General features: G+C 71.7%; 16 protein-coding genes. 11 read left to right on the forward strand and 5 right to left on the reverse strand.

The annotated features are described in order from the left end of the window. Window positions 1–7 precede the first annotated feature (7 nt). Window positions 8–445 (forward strand): GNAT family N-acetyltransferase, encoded by a 438-nt coding sequence (locus F0U44_RS17810; protein WP_223163738.1) that lies wholly within the window; start codon window positions 8–10, stop codon window positions 443–445. Next, window positions 433–810 carry a hypothetical protein gene (locus F0U44_RS17815; RefSeq protein WP_149729703.1) on the forward strand — a complete coding sequence of 126 codons (378 nt, stop codon included), beginning with the start codon at window positions 433–435 and terminating at the stop codon, window positions 808–810. The genes F0U44_RS17810 and F0U44_RS17815 overlap by 13 nt, the downstream gene beginning before the upstream one ends. On the opposite strand, the gene F0U44_RS17820 is transcribed toward F0U44_RS17815, so the two are convergent. Both F0U44_RS17820 and F0U44_RS17825 read right to left on the reverse strand, forming a co-directional pair. Beyond that, window positions 807–1,556: an IclR family transcriptional regulator gene (locus tag F0U44_RS17820; RefSeq protein WP_149729704.1), complete on the reverse strand. Its 750-nt coding sequence runs from the start codon at window positions 1,554–1,556 to the stop codon at window positions 807–809. The two genes, F0U44_RS17815 and F0U44_RS17820, sit on opposite strands and share 4 nt — an antisense overlap. Before the next feature lie 4 nt (window positions 1,557–1,560). After that, window positions 1,561–2,370, reverse strand: coding sequence for a VOC family protein (locus F0U44_RS17825; RefSeq protein ID WP_149729705.1), 810 nt, complete (start codon window positions 2,368–2,370; stop codon window positions 1,561–1,563). A gap of 96 nt (window positions 2,371–2,466) precedes the next feature. Between F0U44_RS17825 and hutH the strand changes: the two genes are divergently transcribed. The 5 genes from hutH to hutI are packed head-to-tail and all read left to right on the forward strand — an operon-like array spanning window position 2,467 to window position 9,179. Next, on the forward strand, window positions 2,467–4,023 hold the full coding sequence (gene hutH, locus F0U44_RS17830) for a histidine ammonia-lyase (RefSeq protein WP_149729706.1): 1,557 nt from the start codon (window positions 2,467–2,469) through the stop codon (window positions 4,021–4,023). Then, complete coding sequence (gene hutU, locus F0U44_RS17835) at window positions 4,020–5,681, forward strand: urocanate hydratase (protein ID WP_149729707.1); 1,662 nt, start codon at window positions 4,020–4,022, stop codon at window positions 5,679–5,681. The genes hutH and hutU overlap by 4 nt, the downstream gene beginning before the upstream one ends. Next, complete coding sequence (locus F0U44_RS17840; RefSeq protein WP_149729708.1) at window positions 5,678–6,871, forward strand: allantoate amidohydrolase; 1,194 nt, start codon at window positions 5,678–5,680, stop codon at window positions 6,869–6,871. The genes hutU and F0U44_RS17840 overlap by 4 nt, the downstream gene beginning before the upstream one ends. Continuing rightward, complete coding sequence (locus tag F0U44_RS17845; protein ID WP_246160594.1) at window positions 6,871–8,004, forward strand: formimidoylglutamate deiminase; 1,134 nt, start codon at window positions 6,871–6,873, stop codon at window positions 8,002–8,004. Before F0U44_RS17840 ends, F0U44_RS17845 begins: the two co-directional genes overlap by 1 nt. Continuing rightward, window positions 8,001–9,179, forward strand: a complete 1,179-nt coding sequence (gene hutI, locus F0U44_RS17850; RefSeq protein ID WP_149729710.1) for an imidazolonepropionase — start codon at window positions 8,001–8,003, stop codon at window positions 9,177–9,179. Before F0U44_RS17845 ends, hutI begins: the two co-directional genes overlap by 4 nt. Here hutI and F0U44_RS17855 read toward each other — a convergent pair. Further along, window positions 9,157–9,684, reverse strand: coding sequence for a GNAT family N-acetyltransferase (locus F0U44_RS17855; protein WP_246160595.1), 528 nt, complete (start codon window positions 9,682–9,684; stop codon window positions 9,157–9,159). The genes hutI and F0U44_RS17855 overlap by 23 nt on opposite strands. A 94-nt stretch (window positions 9,685–9,778) precedes the next feature. Between F0U44_RS17855 and F0U44_RS17860 the strand changes: the two genes are divergently transcribed. Beyond that, entirely contained in the window at window positions 9,779–10,252 is a 474-nt protein-coding gene (locus tag F0U44_RS17860; RefSeq protein ID WP_188113543.1) for a GNAT family N-acetyltransferase, read from the forward strand. Here F0U44_RS17860 and F0U44_RS17865 read toward each other — a convergent pair. Continuing rightward, entirely contained in the window at window positions 10,239–11,240 is a 1,002-nt protein-coding gene (locus tag F0U44_RS17865; RefSeq protein ID WP_149729713.1) for a 5'-3' exonuclease, read from the reverse strand. The two genes, F0U44_RS17860 and F0U44_RS17865, sit on opposite strands and share 14 nt — an antisense overlap. Continuing rightward, window positions 11,221–12,165 carry a carbon-nitrogen hydrolase family protein gene (locus F0U44_RS17870; protein WP_149729714.1) on the reverse strand — a complete coding sequence of 315 codons (945 nt, stop codon included), beginning with the start codon at window positions 12,163–12,165 and terminating at the stop codon, window positions 11,221–11,223. Before F0U44_RS17870 ends, F0U44_RS17865 begins: the two co-directional genes overlap by 20 nt. An 82-nt stretch (window positions 12,166–12,247) precedes the next feature. On the opposite strand from F0U44_RS17870, the gene F0U44_RS17875 reads away from it, so the two are divergent. The 3 genes from F0U44_RS17875 to F0U44_RS17880 are packed head-to-tail and all read left to right on the forward strand — an operon-like array spanning window position 12,248 to window position 14,258. After that, window positions 12,248–12,814, forward strand: a complete 567-nt coding sequence (locus F0U44_RS17875; RefSeq protein WP_149729715.1) for a DinB family protein — start codon at window positions 12,248–12,250, stop codon at window positions 12,812–12,814. Further along, window positions 12,811–13,005 (forward strand): DUF3046 domain-containing protein, encoded by a 195-nt coding sequence (locus F0U44_RS23610; RefSeq protein WP_246160597.1) that lies wholly within the window; start codon window positions 12,811–12,813, stop codon window positions 13,003–13,005. Before F0U44_RS17875 ends, F0U44_RS23610 begins: the two co-directional genes overlap by 4 nt. Next, window positions 13,002–14,258 carry an MFS transporter gene (locus tag F0U44_RS17880; RefSeq protein WP_246160599.1) on the forward strand — a complete coding sequence of 419 codons (1,257 nt, stop codon included), beginning with the start codon at window positions 13,002–13,004 and terminating at the stop codon, window positions 14,256–14,258. The genes F0U44_RS23610 and F0U44_RS17880 overlap by 4 nt, the downstream gene beginning before the upstream one ends. The last annotated feature ends 143 nt before the right edge of the window (window positions 14,259–14,401 follow it).

Genomic DNA, 14,401 nt, shown 5'->3' on the forward strand with positions numbered 1-14,401 from the left:
TCGAAACGTGACGGAAGACTGCCGCGACCTGATCGCCCTCCGTCGGGCCTGGCACCCCGGCGACGACGAAGGCTTCGAGGATCGCCTGCACGCCTGGTGGGAGCGCGAGCGCCATCAAAGGCGGGCCGTGGTGGCCTATGAGGACGACGCGCCCGTCGGCATGGCCAACGCGCAGATCTTCTCCCGGATGCCTGCACCCGGGAAGCCGGACGCCCGCTGGCTCTACGTCGCCAACGTCTACGTCCTCGACTCGCACCGCCGCCGCGGCATCGGCAGCGCGCTCACCCTCGACCTGGTCGACTTCGCGCGGGCCAATGGCATGGTCCGGGTCGTGCTCGCGCCCTCGCCGATGTCGATCCCGATGTATCAGTCACTGGGGTTCCGGCCAGCCGACGACCTGATGCGATTGGATATGCCCATGCAGGAGACGCCATGGCACGCCTGAAGGTCGCCGCCGGCCTGTTGGTCGGCGCGGTCGCAGCCGCCGGGGCCGTGGTGGGGATCTTCGAGGTCGATGAATACGCCGACCGCGACCGGCCGATGTACCACGACACCTACGTGATGGCGGGGCTGCAGTACGACCTGCTGAAGTCGGGCAAGCCGGGCATCGAGGTCTCGCTCGACGTCACCGAACCCGTTCACATCGGCGATGCCGCCTTCCGCACCAACCCCGGCGTCGAGATCGTCGTGGAGGAGCGGGACGGCGAGTACTGCGTGAAGGGGACCAACCAGTACGGCAGCGAGACCGACTGGGAGTGCGTCGACGGCACGGGGCTCCGGCCTGAGCCGGGCGCGGCCGAGGACCTCTAGCGCCCGCCTAGCCGCCGGCTGAGCCCTGCGGCCGTCCGGGTCGCGGCAACGGCCACGTCCGCCACGTCGGCATCGCCGGCCGGGAAGGTCACCGCGACACCAGCGACCGGGTGCGCGTTGTGATCGAGTACGGCGGCAGCGACGCTCGCGAGCCCCGGGGTCACCTCGCCGTCCTCTCGCGCGTGCCCCCAACGCCGCGTGTCCGTGAGGACGACGCGCAAGGCCGTCAATGACTGCGGGCCGACCCCGTGCCGATCCACGAAGGCCGACCGGTCCGGGTAGAGCGCGCGCACCTGGGCAGCGGGCAGGTGCGCGAGGATCGCGCGGCCGCTCGCCGTCAGGTGGGCGGGCAGTCGGACGCCGACGTCGGTCACGAGCGGCGGCCGGCCGGGGGCACGCTCCTCGAGCACGTAGAGGACGTCGCGACCGTGCAGGACCGCGAGGTGCGCCGACTGGCCGACCTCGTCGACGAGCGCGGCCAGCGGCCGCCGCGCGATCCGCTGCAGCGGCGCCTGACGGGCGTAGCCGGAGCCGACCTCGAAGGCGGCGACGCCGACGCCGTACCTCTGTTCCTCGGCGAGGTGCACCACGAAGCCTTCCTCGACCATGGCGGTGAGGAGGTGGTAGGCCGAGGACCGCGGGATCCCGACCGCGGCCGTCACCCGTTCGAGCGGAACGGGCTCCGGCTGCGCGGCCAGGAATCGCAGCACCCGCAGCGCGCGGGTGGCTGAGGGGACTTGTCCCATCGGGTCAGCCGGGCATCTCTCCCTGGGCCTCGGACAGGCCGATCACCCCGAAGACCTCGCCCTGCGGACCGGCGACGACGGCCATCCGCCCGAAGGGGGAGTCGCCGAGCTCCATGCGGACCTCCCCGCCGAGCTCGGCCACCTTGGCGACGGCGGCGTCGCACGAGTCGACGGCAAACCAGGTCAGCCAGACCGACGGCACGCCCTCGGGGAGCATCGCGTCGGTGCCCATGCCGCCGACGCCCTGCTCCTCGCCCGGCCGCTTGAAGATCAGGTAGGTGAACTCAGGCCCCGACATGTCGTCGAACTCGTAGCCGAAGACCTCGCTGTAGAACGCCTTGCCCTTGGCGAGGTCGCGAGAGTGCAGCTCGTTCCACGACAGCGCGCCCGGCTCGTTGTAGAGGTTGGCGCCGATGTGGTTGGCGGCCTCCCAGACACCGAACGTCGAGCCGTCGGTCGCGGTCGCGAAGAACATCCGCCCGTGCTTGCCCTGGCCGGTCTCGACGTCGAACGGGTCCATGTGGAGCGTGCCGCCCGCGGCCTTGATGGCCTTGGCAGTGGCGTCGGCGCTGTCGGCCGCGATGTAGGTCGCCCAGTTGCTCGGCATGTCGGGCATCGGCTTCGGGCCGATGCCTGCCACGGGACGGTCGTCCTTCGTGGCGATCATGTAGCCGCCCGCAGCGTCGTCGGTCGGGGCGTCGACCCGCCAGCCGAGCAGCTCGCTGTAGAACTTCGCCGCAGCAGCGGTGTCGTCGGCCGCCAGGTCGACCCAGTTGGGGGTGCCGTGGGGCCAGGCTTCGTCGCGGGTAGGCATGTGGTCTCCTCGTTGGGATCGGGCGTCTCGTATCCGAGACATTAGCCGTTCGAAGGCGCTGGTGGGAGGCCGTTGCGAAGGCGTTTGATGGAGGGCATGGAGCAGAGCTACGTCGAGGTCAGCACGGGCCCGGTCTCGTTCGCCGATGTCATCGAGGTCGCGCGCGGCGGTGCGGCGGTGCGGTTGTCCGCGACGGCCCTCGACGCGATCGACCGGGCTCGCGCGGTGGTGGACGAGCTCGCGGCGTCACCCACGCCGGCGTACGGCGTCTCGACCGGATTCGGCGCCCTCGCCACCCGCCACATCGCCCCCGAGCTGCGCACGCAGCTCCAGCGGTCCCTGGTGCGCTCGCACGCCGCGGGCTCGGGCCCCGAGGTGGAACGCGAGGTGGTGCGGGCGCTGATGCTGCTGCGGCTCTCGACGCTGGCCACCGGCCACACCGGAGTACGACGGCAGACCGCTCAGCTGATCGCCGACCTCCTCACCCACGGCATCACGCCGGTGGTGCGGGAGTACGGCTCGCTCGGGTGCTCGGGCGACCTCGCACCCTTGTCGCACTGCGCGCTCGCGCTGATGGGCGAGGGCGAGGTCCGCGACGCCGCCGGCACGTTGATGTCGGCCGCCGACGCGCTCGCCGCCGCCGGCCTCCAGCCCGTGGAGCTCGCCGAGAAGGAGGGCCTCGCGCTCATCAACGGCACCGACGGCATGCTCGGGATGCTCGTGATGGCGATCGTCGACCTGCGCCGCCTGCTCGCCACCGCCGATATCGCAGCGGCGATGTCGGTCGAGGGCCAGCTCGCGACGGATCGGGTCTTCGCTCCTGAGCTCCAGGCGATCCGACCACACCCCGGCCAGGCTGCATCGGCAGCCAACCTCGTCGCGCTCCTCACCGGCTCCGGCGTGGTCGCCTCGCACCGGGGCCCCGACTGCAACCGGGTCCAGGACGCCTACTCGCTGCGCTGCTCGCCCCAGGTGCACGGTGCCGCGCGCGACACCGTCGAGCACGCCGCCACCGTCGCGGGCCGGGAGCTCGCCAGCGCGGTCGACAACCCGGTGGTCCTGTTCGACGACGCGGGCGGACGACTGGAGAGCAACGGCAACTTCCACGGAGCGCCGGTCGCCTACGTGCTCGACTTCCTCGCGATCATCGCGGCCGACGTCGCGTCGATCAGCGAGCGTCGTACCGACCGGTTCCTCGACAAGGCCCGCAACCACGGGCTGCCGCCGTTCCTGGCCGACGACCCGGGCGTCGACAGCGGCCACATGATCGCCCAGTACACCCAGGCCGCGATCGTCTCCGAGCTCAAGCGGCTCGCCAACCCCGCGAGCGTCGACTCCATCCCGTCGAGCGCGATGCAGGAGGACCACGTCTCGATGGGCTGGTCCGCGGCCCGCAAGCTCCGTCGGTCGGTCGACGGCCTGACCCGGGTCGTCGCCATCGAGGTCCTCACCGCGGCCCGAGCCCTCGACCTGCGGGCGCCGCTGATGCCCTCCCCGGCCACCGGCGCCGTCGTACGACTCCTCCGCGAGGCCGGCATCGCCGGCCCCGGACCCGACCGCCACCTCTCACCCGAGATCGAGGCCGCGGTCTCGCTCGTCCACTCCGGAGCGGTCCTCGCGGCCGCCCAGTCCGTGATCGGAGAACTGAAGTGAATGCCAACGAGAGGCTCCCCATCCACGCCGCGACCGGCACCGAGCTCACCGCCAAGTGCTGGCAGACCGAGGCGCCGCTGCGGATGCTCATGAACAACCTCGACCCCGAGGTCGCCGAGCGCCCGGAGGACCTCGTCGTCTACGGCGGCACGGGCAAGGCGGCCCGCAACTGGGAGGCCTACGACGCGCTCGTGCGCACCCTGCGCGACCTCGAGCCCGACGAGACGATGCTCGTGCAGAGCGGCAAGCCGGTGGGCGTCATGCGGACCCACGAGTGGGCGCCGCGGGTGCTCATCGCCAACTCCAACCTGGTCGGCGATTGGGCCAACTGGGAGGAGTTCCGGCGGCTGGAAGACCTCGGCCTGACGATGTACGGCCAGATGACCGCCGGCTCGTGGATCTACATCGGCACCCAGGGCATCCTGCAGGGCACGTTCGAGACCTTCGCAGCCGTCGCCGACAAGCGGTTCGGGGGCACCCTCGCGGGCACGATCACCGTCACCGCGGGTCTCGGCGGCATGGGTGGCGCCCAGCCGCTCGCGGTCACCATGAACGACGGCGTCGCGATCTGCATCGAGTGCGACGCCTCCCGCATCCAGCGGCGCATCGACCACCGCTACCTCGACGTCCAGGCCGACTCGCTCGAGCACGCCGTCGAGCTCGCCGTCGCTGCCCGCGACGAGCGCCGTGCGCTGTCCATCGGTGTCCTCGGCAACGCGGCGGCGATGCTGCCGGCGCTGCTCGAGTCTGGTGCCCCGATCGACATCGTCACCGACCAGACGTCCGCCCACGACCCGCTCTTCTACCTCCCCGTCGGCACGTCCTTCGACGACTGGGAGCGCGAGCGCACCGAGGACCCGGTCGGCTTCACCAAGCGCGCGCAGGACTCGATGGCCGCGCACGTGCGGGCGATGGTGGAGTTCCAGGACGCCGGCGCCGAGGTCTTCGACTACGGCAACTCGATCCGCGACGAGGCGCGCAAGGGCGGCTATGACCGCGCGTTCGAGTTCCCCGGGTTCGTGCCCGCCTACATCCGGCCGCTCTTCTGCGAGGGCAAGGGCCCCTTCCGCTGGGCCGCGCTCTCCGGTGACCCCGAGGACATCCGCAGGACCGACGAGGCGATCCTCGAGCTGTTCCCCGACAACGCGCGCCTTCGGAAGTGGATCACCATGGCGCAGGAGCGGGTGCACTACCAGGGCCTGCCCGCGCGCATCTGCTGGCTCGGCTACGGCGAGCGCCACCTCGCCGGCCTGAAGTTCAACGAGATGGTCGCCTCCGGCGAGCTGAAGGCGCCGATCGTCATCGGGCGCGACCACCTCGACTGCGGCTCCGTCGCGTCGCCCTACCGCGAGACCGAAGCGATGCTCGACGGCTCCGACGCGATCGCCGACTGGGCCCTGCTCAACGCGCTGGTCAACACGTCATCCGGGGCGACCTGGGTGTCGATCCACCACGGGGGTGGGGTCGGGATGGGACGCTCGATCCATGCCGGACAGGTGTGTGTCGCTGACGGCACCGAGCTCGCGGCACAGAAGATCGAGCGGGTGCTCACCAACGACCCGGGGATGGGCGTCATCCGCCACGTCGACGCCGGTTACGACCGCGCGGTCGAGGTCGCTGACGCACGCGGGGTCAGGATCCCCATGAGCGACGCATGACGTTCGAGGAGATGTGGCGCGACCTCGCGCCGATCGGCCGCTCGGGATCCTCGGGCGGCTACTTCCGGCAGCCGTGGGACAGCGCCGAGGAGGAGCTGCGCGCCTGGTTCGCCGAGCAGGCTGCGGCGCGCGGTCTCACGCTGCAGACCGACGCGATGGGCAACCAGGTCGCGTGGTGGCGCCCCGAGCCGGTGCCGGGACGCGTCGAGATCCTCGGCGTACTCACCGGCAGCCACCTCGACAGCGTCCTCGACGGTGGTGCGTACGACGGCCCGCTCGGTGTCGTCTCCGCGCTGGCCGCGATCGACCTGCTGCGCGAACGTGGCGTCGAGCCCGGGCGTGCGGTCGGCGTCGGGGTGTTCCGTGAGGAGGAGGGCTCGCGCTTCGGCCTGGCCTGCCTGGGGTCGCGCCTCGCCAGCGGTTCGGTGGCGTGGTCCGACGTCGAGGGCCTGCGTGACCGCAACGGGGTCGCGCTCGGTGACGTGACCGCGGCTCCGGACGCGGGGGCAGGCGGCGTGCTGGCCGAGGTCGGGTGCTTCGTCGAGCTCCACGTCGAGCAGGGTCGGGCGCTCGTCGACCGGGACGCTCCGGTCGGGCTCGCGAGCGGCATCTGGCCGCACGGCCGCTACCGCTTCGACTTCGCCGGCCGCGCGGACCACGCCGGCACCACGCGCATGGAGGACCGGGCCGACCCGATGCTCACCTACGCGATGACGGCGCTCGCGGCCAACAAGCAGGCGCGCCTCTCGGGTCAGCGGGCCACGTTTGGGAGGCTCGAGGTCGCGCCGGGAAGCACCAACGCCGTACCTTCCCGCGTCAGTGCCTGGCTCGACGCCCGCGCTGACTCCGACGCGAGCCTCGAGGCACTCGTCGCCGCGATCGAGAAGCAGGCGTCGGAGCGGGCCGATCGCGACGGCACCACCATGGAACTGACCGCCGAGTCGGTCTCTGGCGCGGTGGAGTTCAGCAAGGACCTCACCGACCGCATCCGAGCCCACAGCGCTTGGCCGGTGCTGCCGACCCAGGCCGGCCATGACGCCGGCATCCTCGCCGCCGCGGGCCACCCGTCGGCCATGCTCTTCGTGCGCAACCCGACCGGGGTCTCCCACTCACCCGACGAGCACGCCGAGATGGCCGACTGCATCGCGGGCGTCGAGGCGCTCGCCGACGCGTTGAGCGAGCTCGTCTGATGTCCGTCCTCCAGATCCCCGCGATGGCCAACGCCCACTCGCACGCCTTCCACCGGGCGCTCCGCGGACGCACGCAGCAGGGCACGGGCAGCTTCTGGACCTGGCGCGAGCAGATGTACGACCTCGCCGCCCGCCTCACGCCCGACCTCTACTTCGAGCTCGCCCGCGCGGTCTACGCGGAGATGGTGGCCGGCGGGATCGGCGCGGTGGGGGAGTTCCACTACGTGCACCACCAGGCCGACGGCACGCCCTACGACGACCCCAACGAGATGGGCCGGGCGCTGCTGGCGGCCGCCGACGAGGTCGGCATCCGGATCCGGCTGCTCGACACCTGCTACCTCACCGCCGGGATCGGGCAACCGCCCGCAGGCGTGCAGCGGCGCTTCAGCGACGGCCATGCGGAGGCGTGGGCCGAGCGGGTCGCGGCGTTCGACGACCCGCGGGTCGGTGCAGCGATCCACTCGGTGCGCGCGGTGCCGCGCGAGCAGATGGGCACGGTCGCAGCCCTCGGCGGGCCGGTCCACGTGCACCTGTCCGAGCAGCCTGCCGAGAACGAGGCGTGCGTCGCGGCCTACGGCGTCACCCCGACCCGGGTGCTGGCCGAGGAGGGCGTCCTCGGCCCGCGCACGACGCTCGTCCACGCCACCCACCTGACCGACGCCGACGTCCGCCTCATCGGCGACAGCGGCGCCCAGGTCTGCCTGTGCCCGACGACCGAGCGCGACCTCGCCGACGGACTCGGCCACGGCGGCGACCTGCGCGCGGCCGGCACCAGGATCTGCCTGGGCTCCGACAGCCACGCCGTCGTCGACCTCTTCGAGGAGATGCGCGGGGTGGAGATGCACGACCGGCTCCGCACCGGCGTCCGCGGCCACTGGTCGGCCGCCGCGCTGCTCGAGACCGCGACCGTCAACGGTCACGCGTCGCTCGGGCTCCAGGAGTCGGGTGTGGTGATGATCGACCCGGCCAGCCCGCGCACGGCCGGCACCGGCGGTGACGTCCACGCCGCCGTCTTCGCCGCGACCGCCGCCGATGTGACCGACGTGGTCATCGACGGCCGCACGGTCTTCGACGGCGACCACGCGCGCGTCGGCCGCGAACTCGAGGCTGCGATCGAGAAGGTGTGGGCGTGAGCATCCTCATCACCGACATCGGCGAGCTGGTCACCAACGACCCCGCGGTCGACGGCCTGCTCGGCATCCGTCGCGGCGCAGCGATCGTCCTCGACGAGGGCCGGATCGCCTGGGTCGGCGACGCAACTGCAGCGCCCGCGGCCGACACGGTCGTCGACGCCGCCGGCCGGGCGGTCCTCCCCGGGTTCGTCGACAGCCACAGCCACCTGGTGTTCGCCGGCGACCGCGCCGAGGAGTTCCGGGCGCGGATGGCGGGGGAGTCCTATGCCGCCGGCGGCATCCGCACCACGGTCGCGGCCACCCGCGCGGCGAGCGACGACGAGCTTGCCGCCAACGTCGCCCGCCTGGTGGCGGAGATGCAGGCGCAGGGCACGACCACCGTCGAGATCAAGTCGGGCTACGGGCTCAGCGTCGTCGACGAGGCCCGCTCGCTCGAGGTCGCCGCGCGGTTCACCGACGAGACCACCTTCCTCGGAGCACACGTCGTGCCCCAGGAGTACGCCGACGACCCCGCCGGTTACGTCGCGCTGGTCACCGGCGAGATGCTCGCCGCCGCCGCGCCGCACGCGCGCTGGATCGACGTCTTCTGCGAGACCGGGGCGTTCGACGCCGACCAGGCGCGAGCCGTGCTCACGGCCGGTGCTGCGGCCGGCCTGAAGGGACGGCTGCACGCCAACCAGCTCGGGCCGGGGCCCGGTGTGGCTCTCGCCACCGAGCTCGGCCTGACCGCCGTCGACCACTGCACCTACCTGACCGACGACGACGTCGCCGCGCTCCGTGACTCGGGCACGATCGCGACCTTGCTGCCCGGCGTCGAGTTCTCGACCCGGCAGCCCTATCCCGACGCGCGCCGGTTGATCGACGCGGGCGTGCGGGTGGCGATCGCGAGCGACTGCAACCCGGGCTCCTGCTACACGAGCTCGATCCCGCTGTGCATCGCCCTCGCGGTGCGGGAGATGGGAATGACGCCGGTCGAAGCCGTCCGGGCCGCGACTGCTGGGGGAGCCGCGGCCCTGGGACGGGCCGACGTCGGCAGCATCGTCGAGGGTGGGCGGGGTGACGTCGTACTGCTCGAGGCGGCGAGCCACGTCCACCTCGCCTACCGCCCCGGCGTGCCGCTCGTACGGCGCGTGTGGGCGGGAGGCGTCGAGGTCAGCGCGGCTCGGCGGGGCTGACCGCGGGCGGAGCGAGCTCGAGCTCCATGATCGCGACGTCGACCCACCGGTCGTGCTTGAAGCCGATCCGGCGCAGCAGGCCGACCCGCTCGAAGCCGTAGCGGGCGTGCAGCGCGTTGGAGGCGTCGTTGGGCTGCGCGATCCGGGCGGTCAGGACCTGGAACCCACGCTCGGTGAGGCGGGGCAGCAAGACGTCGTACAACGCGGTGCCGATGCCGCCGCGGCGCACCTCAGGGTCGAGGTAGACGCTCACCTCAGCCGCCCATCGGTAGGCCGCCCGCTCGGCGAACTTCGTCCCGTAGGCGAACCCGACGACCTGGTCGTCTGTTTGGGCCACCAGCCAGGCGTGCCCGGCCTGGCAGCCCGCGATCCGTTCGGCGGTGGTCGCGACCGACGGTGCGTCGAGCTCGAAGGTCGCCACCGTCGTCTCGACGTAGTGCCCGTAGATCGCCGCGCACGCGGCCGCGTCGTCGCTGGTCGCGTCGCGAATCAGGATGTCCTGCACACGTCCATCCTCGTTCATACCCCTTTGTGACAAGGCCCACGGTGGGGGGTGTCGGTTGGCCAACGAGGGTCCGACTTTCGTAACGTCGATCGGGATGAGGCCTGTTGAAAGCACAGTCATCCGTCCGATCAACCCCACCGATCTCGACACGATCGTCGACATCAACCAAGGCGCCCTGGAGGGCGTCGGTCCGCTGGACTACGAGTCCGCTGCCCTGTTGGTGAAGCAGTCCGACCAGGCGTTGGTGCTCGATGTCGCCGGCGATGTCGCCGGCTTCGTCATCACTCTGCCGACCGGCGCGACCTACGAGTCCAGCCGCTACGAGTGGTTCGAGGACCGCCTCGAGGACTACGTCTACCTCGACCGCATCGTCGTCGCCGACACCCACCGGCGGCAGGGCGTCGCGTCCTGTCTCTACGACGCCGTCGAGGCGGACCTGCCGGTCGCGCTGGAGGTCTACGAGACCAACGACGTCTCGCTCGCCTTCCACCACAGCCGCGGCTACCGCCAGATCGGCGACCTGATGCACGCCGGCAAGCGCAACCTGATGCTGCTCAAGGCGAGCTGACGAACGACGGGTCGCCGCTCAGGACCCGCAGCGCCAGCGACGTCGTCGCCTCGACGTTGAGGAAACCGACCACTTGGCTGATGCGCAGCGGGTCGAGCGGGAGCAGGCCGGGGCTGCCCGGCACGTCGGGCGTGAGGCCGAGGTCGAGGTCCTCGCGCCCGGCCATCAGCCGAACGTTGAAGTCGTAGCGCTCACGCGCGCCTTCGGCCGAGAGACGTCGTACGACGGTGCTCCCGATGCGGCGCCCACCCGTCTCCTCCGCCCACGAGTCGAGCGCGGCAGCCACGGCGAGCCCCTCGTTGTGCTCGATGTCGGCCCACACGGTGGCCATCGGTCCGGCCTGTTCGAGCAGGATCGCCGCGCTCTTCTCGCCGATGCCGCTCACGCCCGGGAGGTTGTCGCTGGCATCGCCGCGAAGGGCGGCGTACTCGAGGTAGCGCTCGGCTGCGACGCCGTACATCGCCATCAGGCTGCGCGGGCTGAGCAGCGGCGACCCGTTGATGCCGCCGTCGATCACCCGCAGCACCTTGCAGTGGTCGCTGATGTGGGCGAAGGCGTCACGGTCGGAGGTGATGATGATGCAGTCCCACCCGTTGCGTCCGGCCCAGGCAGCGCCCGACGCGTTGACGTCGTCGGCCTCGAGACCCGGGGGAGTCAGCGTCGCGAGGCCGAGCGCGTCGAGCAGCGCGCCGGCCCGCTCGAGCTGGTCGATGAGGTCGGGGTGCTTCTCGGCCCGGCCCGCCTTGTAGTCCGGGTAGAAGTCGCGTCGCAGCGAGGACGTGCGGTCGTCGAGCCCGAAGATCACCGCGTCCGGCGCGAAGCCGTCGATCACCTCGAGGATCTGGCGGACCATCCCCTCGAGCGCCCACGCCGGCCGTCCGGAGCGGTCCGTGATCCGGGTGTGCGCGCGGGCGTGGTGGCTGCGGTGGAGCAGCGAGGGCGCGTCGACGACCAGCAGGAGCTTGCGGTCACGGGCGGGATTGGTCATGGCGATCGTCGCCATCGTAGGTGTTGAACACGACCGGCTCCTTCGCGCGGGTGTCGACGTGGAGCGTGAAGACGTCGGGCCGTGAGTAGTGGCCCACAGGGTCGAACATCCGTCGCTGGGCGTGGACCTTGGAGATGTCGAGGTCGGCGTAGAGGATCTCCTCGCGCCCGTCGATCGGGCCCGCGATGATGTCGCCGCCCGGGGCGACGATGGTGGCGAGGCCGCGCGACATCCAGTCGTCCTCGCCGCCGTAGAGGTCGCCGCGCAGCTCCTCGGGCACGTCGGAGCCGCGCAGGAGCGGGGCGACGCCGATGACGTACTGACGCCCCTCCTTGGCGATGTGCTGCAGGGTGCCGACCCAGGTGTCACTGGTGTCCCAGGTCGGAGCGACGTAGATGTCGGGGCGCTGCGCGTAGATGGCAGCTCGCGCCAGCGGCATGTAGTTCTCCCAGCACAGCAGGCCGCCGACGACGCCGAACGGGGTCTGCACGACGGACAGCTCCGAGCCGTCGCCCATGCCCCACACCGTGCGCTCGCCACCGGTCGGCATCAGCTTGCGGTGGCGTTGGAGGAGGGTGCCGTCAGGCCCCAGGTAGAGCAGCGTGTTGTAGAGCGTGCCGCCGTCGATCTCGGTGACGCCGACCACGACGTACGTCGAGGTCTCGGCCGCCACCTGGGCCATGCGGTCCAGCGCAGGGCCGGGGACCTCGACGGCGTTGGCGTAGAGCCGCTGGACGAACCGCCCGTCGCTCCACGCCGGAGTCCGCCAGACCCAGTCGGGATAGGCCGGGACGAAGGACTCCCCGAAGACGACGAGCTCTGCCCCTCCGCCCGACGCTTCTCGGACGAGGTCGCAGACCTTGTCGATCGTGGCCTCCCTGTCGAGGAAGACGGGGGTTGCCTGCACGGCGGCCACGGTCACCATGCCCGCCAGTGTGGCAGCGGATCGTCGCTCGGTGGCGGGGAATCTGGTCGCGGGCAGCGGGGCCGCTCGGGAGAATGGCGCCATGACCACGCCTACTGAGATCGAGCCCGACACCAAGGACTGGACCTGGGTCCTCGAGCGGCCGTGCGACGAGTGCGGCTTCGACCCGCGCGCGGTCGACGTGGCCGATCTCGGTCGGCTGATCCTCGCCAACGCGGAGGGCTGGCAGCCGGTGCTCGCCAGCGCCCAGGCGGCCCAGCGGCCGACGCCGACCACCTGGTCGCCGACCGAGTACGCCGCCCACGTCCGCGACGTCCACCGGATGTTCTTCGGGCGGGTCAACCTGATGCTGGCCGAGGACGACCCGGTCTTCGCCAACTGGGACCAGGACGAGACCGCCCTGGCCGAGCGCTACGACCTGCAGGTGCCCGCGGAGGTCGCGGCCGGGCTGTCCATCGCGGCGGGCGAGGTCGCGGCGGCGTACGACGCTGTCCTCGACGACGCCTGGTCCCGACGCGGCACCCGGAGCAATGGCAGCGAGTTCACCGTCGAGACGATCGGGATCTACCACCTGCACGATGTCGTGCACCACCTGTGGGACGTGCGCTGGGTCGCTGGTGCGCAGGCGGATGGTGGAATGGCCGGGTGAGGCACACCGAATTCTGGGATCGGCTCGACCACCACCTGGGGTCCGCCTACGCGCGCACCTGGGCCTCGCAGCAGGTGCTCGGCGGTCTCGGGCACCGCACCCCGGAGCAGGCGCTCGACGATGGCGCCACGCCGAAGCAGGTGTGGGCCGCCGTGTGGGAGGCGCTGGAGCTCCCGGCGTCAGAGCGGTGACGGCCGACCTGCAGCGTCGTACCGTCCGGGTCCTCGTCCTCACCCAGGCCGTCGGCGCCCTCGGCATCACGATCGGTATCGCCACCGCCTCGCTGCTCGCCCGCGACCTGTCCGGATCGGAGGCGCTGTCCGGTCTTGCCCAAACAGCGCAGGTGCTCGGTGCCGCCGTCATCTCCTTCCTCCTCGCCGCCGTGATGGCGCGTCGGGGCCGGCGGATCGGACTGGTGATCGGCTACCTCCTCGGCGCCTCCGGTGGTCTGCTGGCTGTCCTCGCCGGCGTCGTCGGGTCGATGCCGCTGCTGCTGGTGGGTGCCGTCCTGCTCGGGGCCGGGTCGTCGGCCAACAGCGCCGCTCGTTTCGCCGCCACCGACCTCGCCGACGACAGCAACCGCGCCCGGTCGCTGTCCCTGGTCGTGTGGGCGACCACCATCGGCGCCGTCCTCGGTCCCAACCTCACCGGGCCCGCCGGTGCCTTCGCTGACGCCGTCGACATCCCCGAGCTCACCGGACCCTTTGCGATCGGCGCGATGGGCATGGTGGTCGCCGCGGTGATCTCGTTCGTGATGCTGCGCCCCGACCCGCTCCTGGTCGCGCGCGAGCGCGCCGGCACCGTGATCGTCGGGCGGGCTGCCGCCGGGTCCTCGGCATCACGAGCCTGGGGGGCCGTGCAGGAGCGACCCGTGCTGGGCTTCGCGATCGGCGGCCTCGCGCTGGCCCACGCCGCGATGATCAGCGTGATGGTCATGACGCCGCTGCACATGGAGCACGGCGGTGCCGAGCTCGAGGTCATCGGCCTGGTCATCAGCGTGCACGTGCTCGGGATGTTCGCCTTCTCGCCCCTGGTCGGGATGCTCGCCGACCGGCTCGGTCGTCCGATCGTCATGGGCAGCGGGGGACTGGTGCTCGTGGCCGCCCTCCTGCTCTGCGCGTCCTCGCCGCAGGGCATGTCCTGGCAGGTCACCGCCGGCCTGTTCCTACTCGGGCTCGGCTGGTCGCTGGCGATGGTGTCGGCGTCGACGATGGTGTCCGAGCACGCGCCGATCGAGGTCCGCACCGACGTCCAGGGCACCTCCGACCTGGTCATGGGGGTGACGGCTGCCTCGGCCGGCGCGCTCGCCGGACTGGTCGTCGACCTGGCCGGCTACCCGGTGCTCGCGCTGGTCACGCTCGCCCTCGCGTTCGGTGTCGCCGGGGCCGCTGCCCGGGCCCACGCGATGACGCAGACCGAGGCCGCGACACGCCGCACGTCCTGAACATCTTCGAACAGGTGTTCGGCTAGATTCCTGGCTACGACGACCCGGCGGCACGAGCCACTTGGCGTCCACAGGTACGACGCACCGGCGAATGATCCACAAACCGAAGCAGCTGATCAGGCTGTGTCGGACCCTCGCCCTAG

This window comes from Nocardioides humilatus, assembly GCF_008373755.1.
Taxonomy (GTDB): domain Bacteria; phylum Actinomycetota; class Actinomycetes; order Propionibacteriales; family Nocardioidaceae; genus Nocardioides; species Nocardioides humilatus.

Coding starts and splice junctions, on each gene's coding strand:
- F0U44_RS17825 (WP_149729705.1), bottom strand. CDS start 2,370: ATGCCTACCCGCGACGAAGCCTGGCCCCACGGCACCCCCAACTGGGTC.
- F0U44_RS17865 (WP_149729713.1), bottom strand. CDS start 11,240: ATGACCAATCCCGCCCGTGACCGCAAGCTCCTGCTGGTCGTCGACGCG.
- F0U44_RS17870 (WP_149729714.1), bottom strand. CDS start 12,165: ATGGTGACCGTGGCCGCCGTGCAGGCAACCCCCGTCTTCCTCGACAGG.
- F0U44_RS17815 (WP_149729703.1), top strand. CDS start 433: ATGGCACGCCTGAAGGTCGCCGCCGGCCTGTTGGTCGGCGCGGTCGCA.
- F0U44_RS17860 (WP_188113543.1), top strand. CDS start 9,779: ATGAGGCCTGTTGAAAGCACAGTCATCCGTCCGATCAACCCCACCGAT.
- F0U44_RS17875 (WP_149729715.1), top strand. CDS start 12,248: ATGACCACGCCTACTGAGATCGAGCCCGACACCAAGGACTGGACCTGG.
- F0U44_RS17845 (WP_246160594.1), top strand. CDS start 6,871: ATGTCCGTCCTCCAGATCCCCGCGATGGCCAACGCCCACTCGCACGCC.
- F0U44_RS17820 (WP_149729704.1), bottom strand. CDS start 1,556: ATGGGACAAGTCCCCTCAGCCACCCGCGCGCTGCGGGTGCTGCGATTC.
- hutH (WP_149729706.1), top strand. CDS start 2,467: ATGGAGCAGAGCTACGTCGAGGTCAGCACGGGCCCGGTCTCGTTCGCC.
- F0U44_RS17840 (WP_149729708.1), top strand. CDS start 5,678: ATGACGTTCGAGGAGATGTGGCGCGACCTCGCGCCGATCGGCCGCTCG.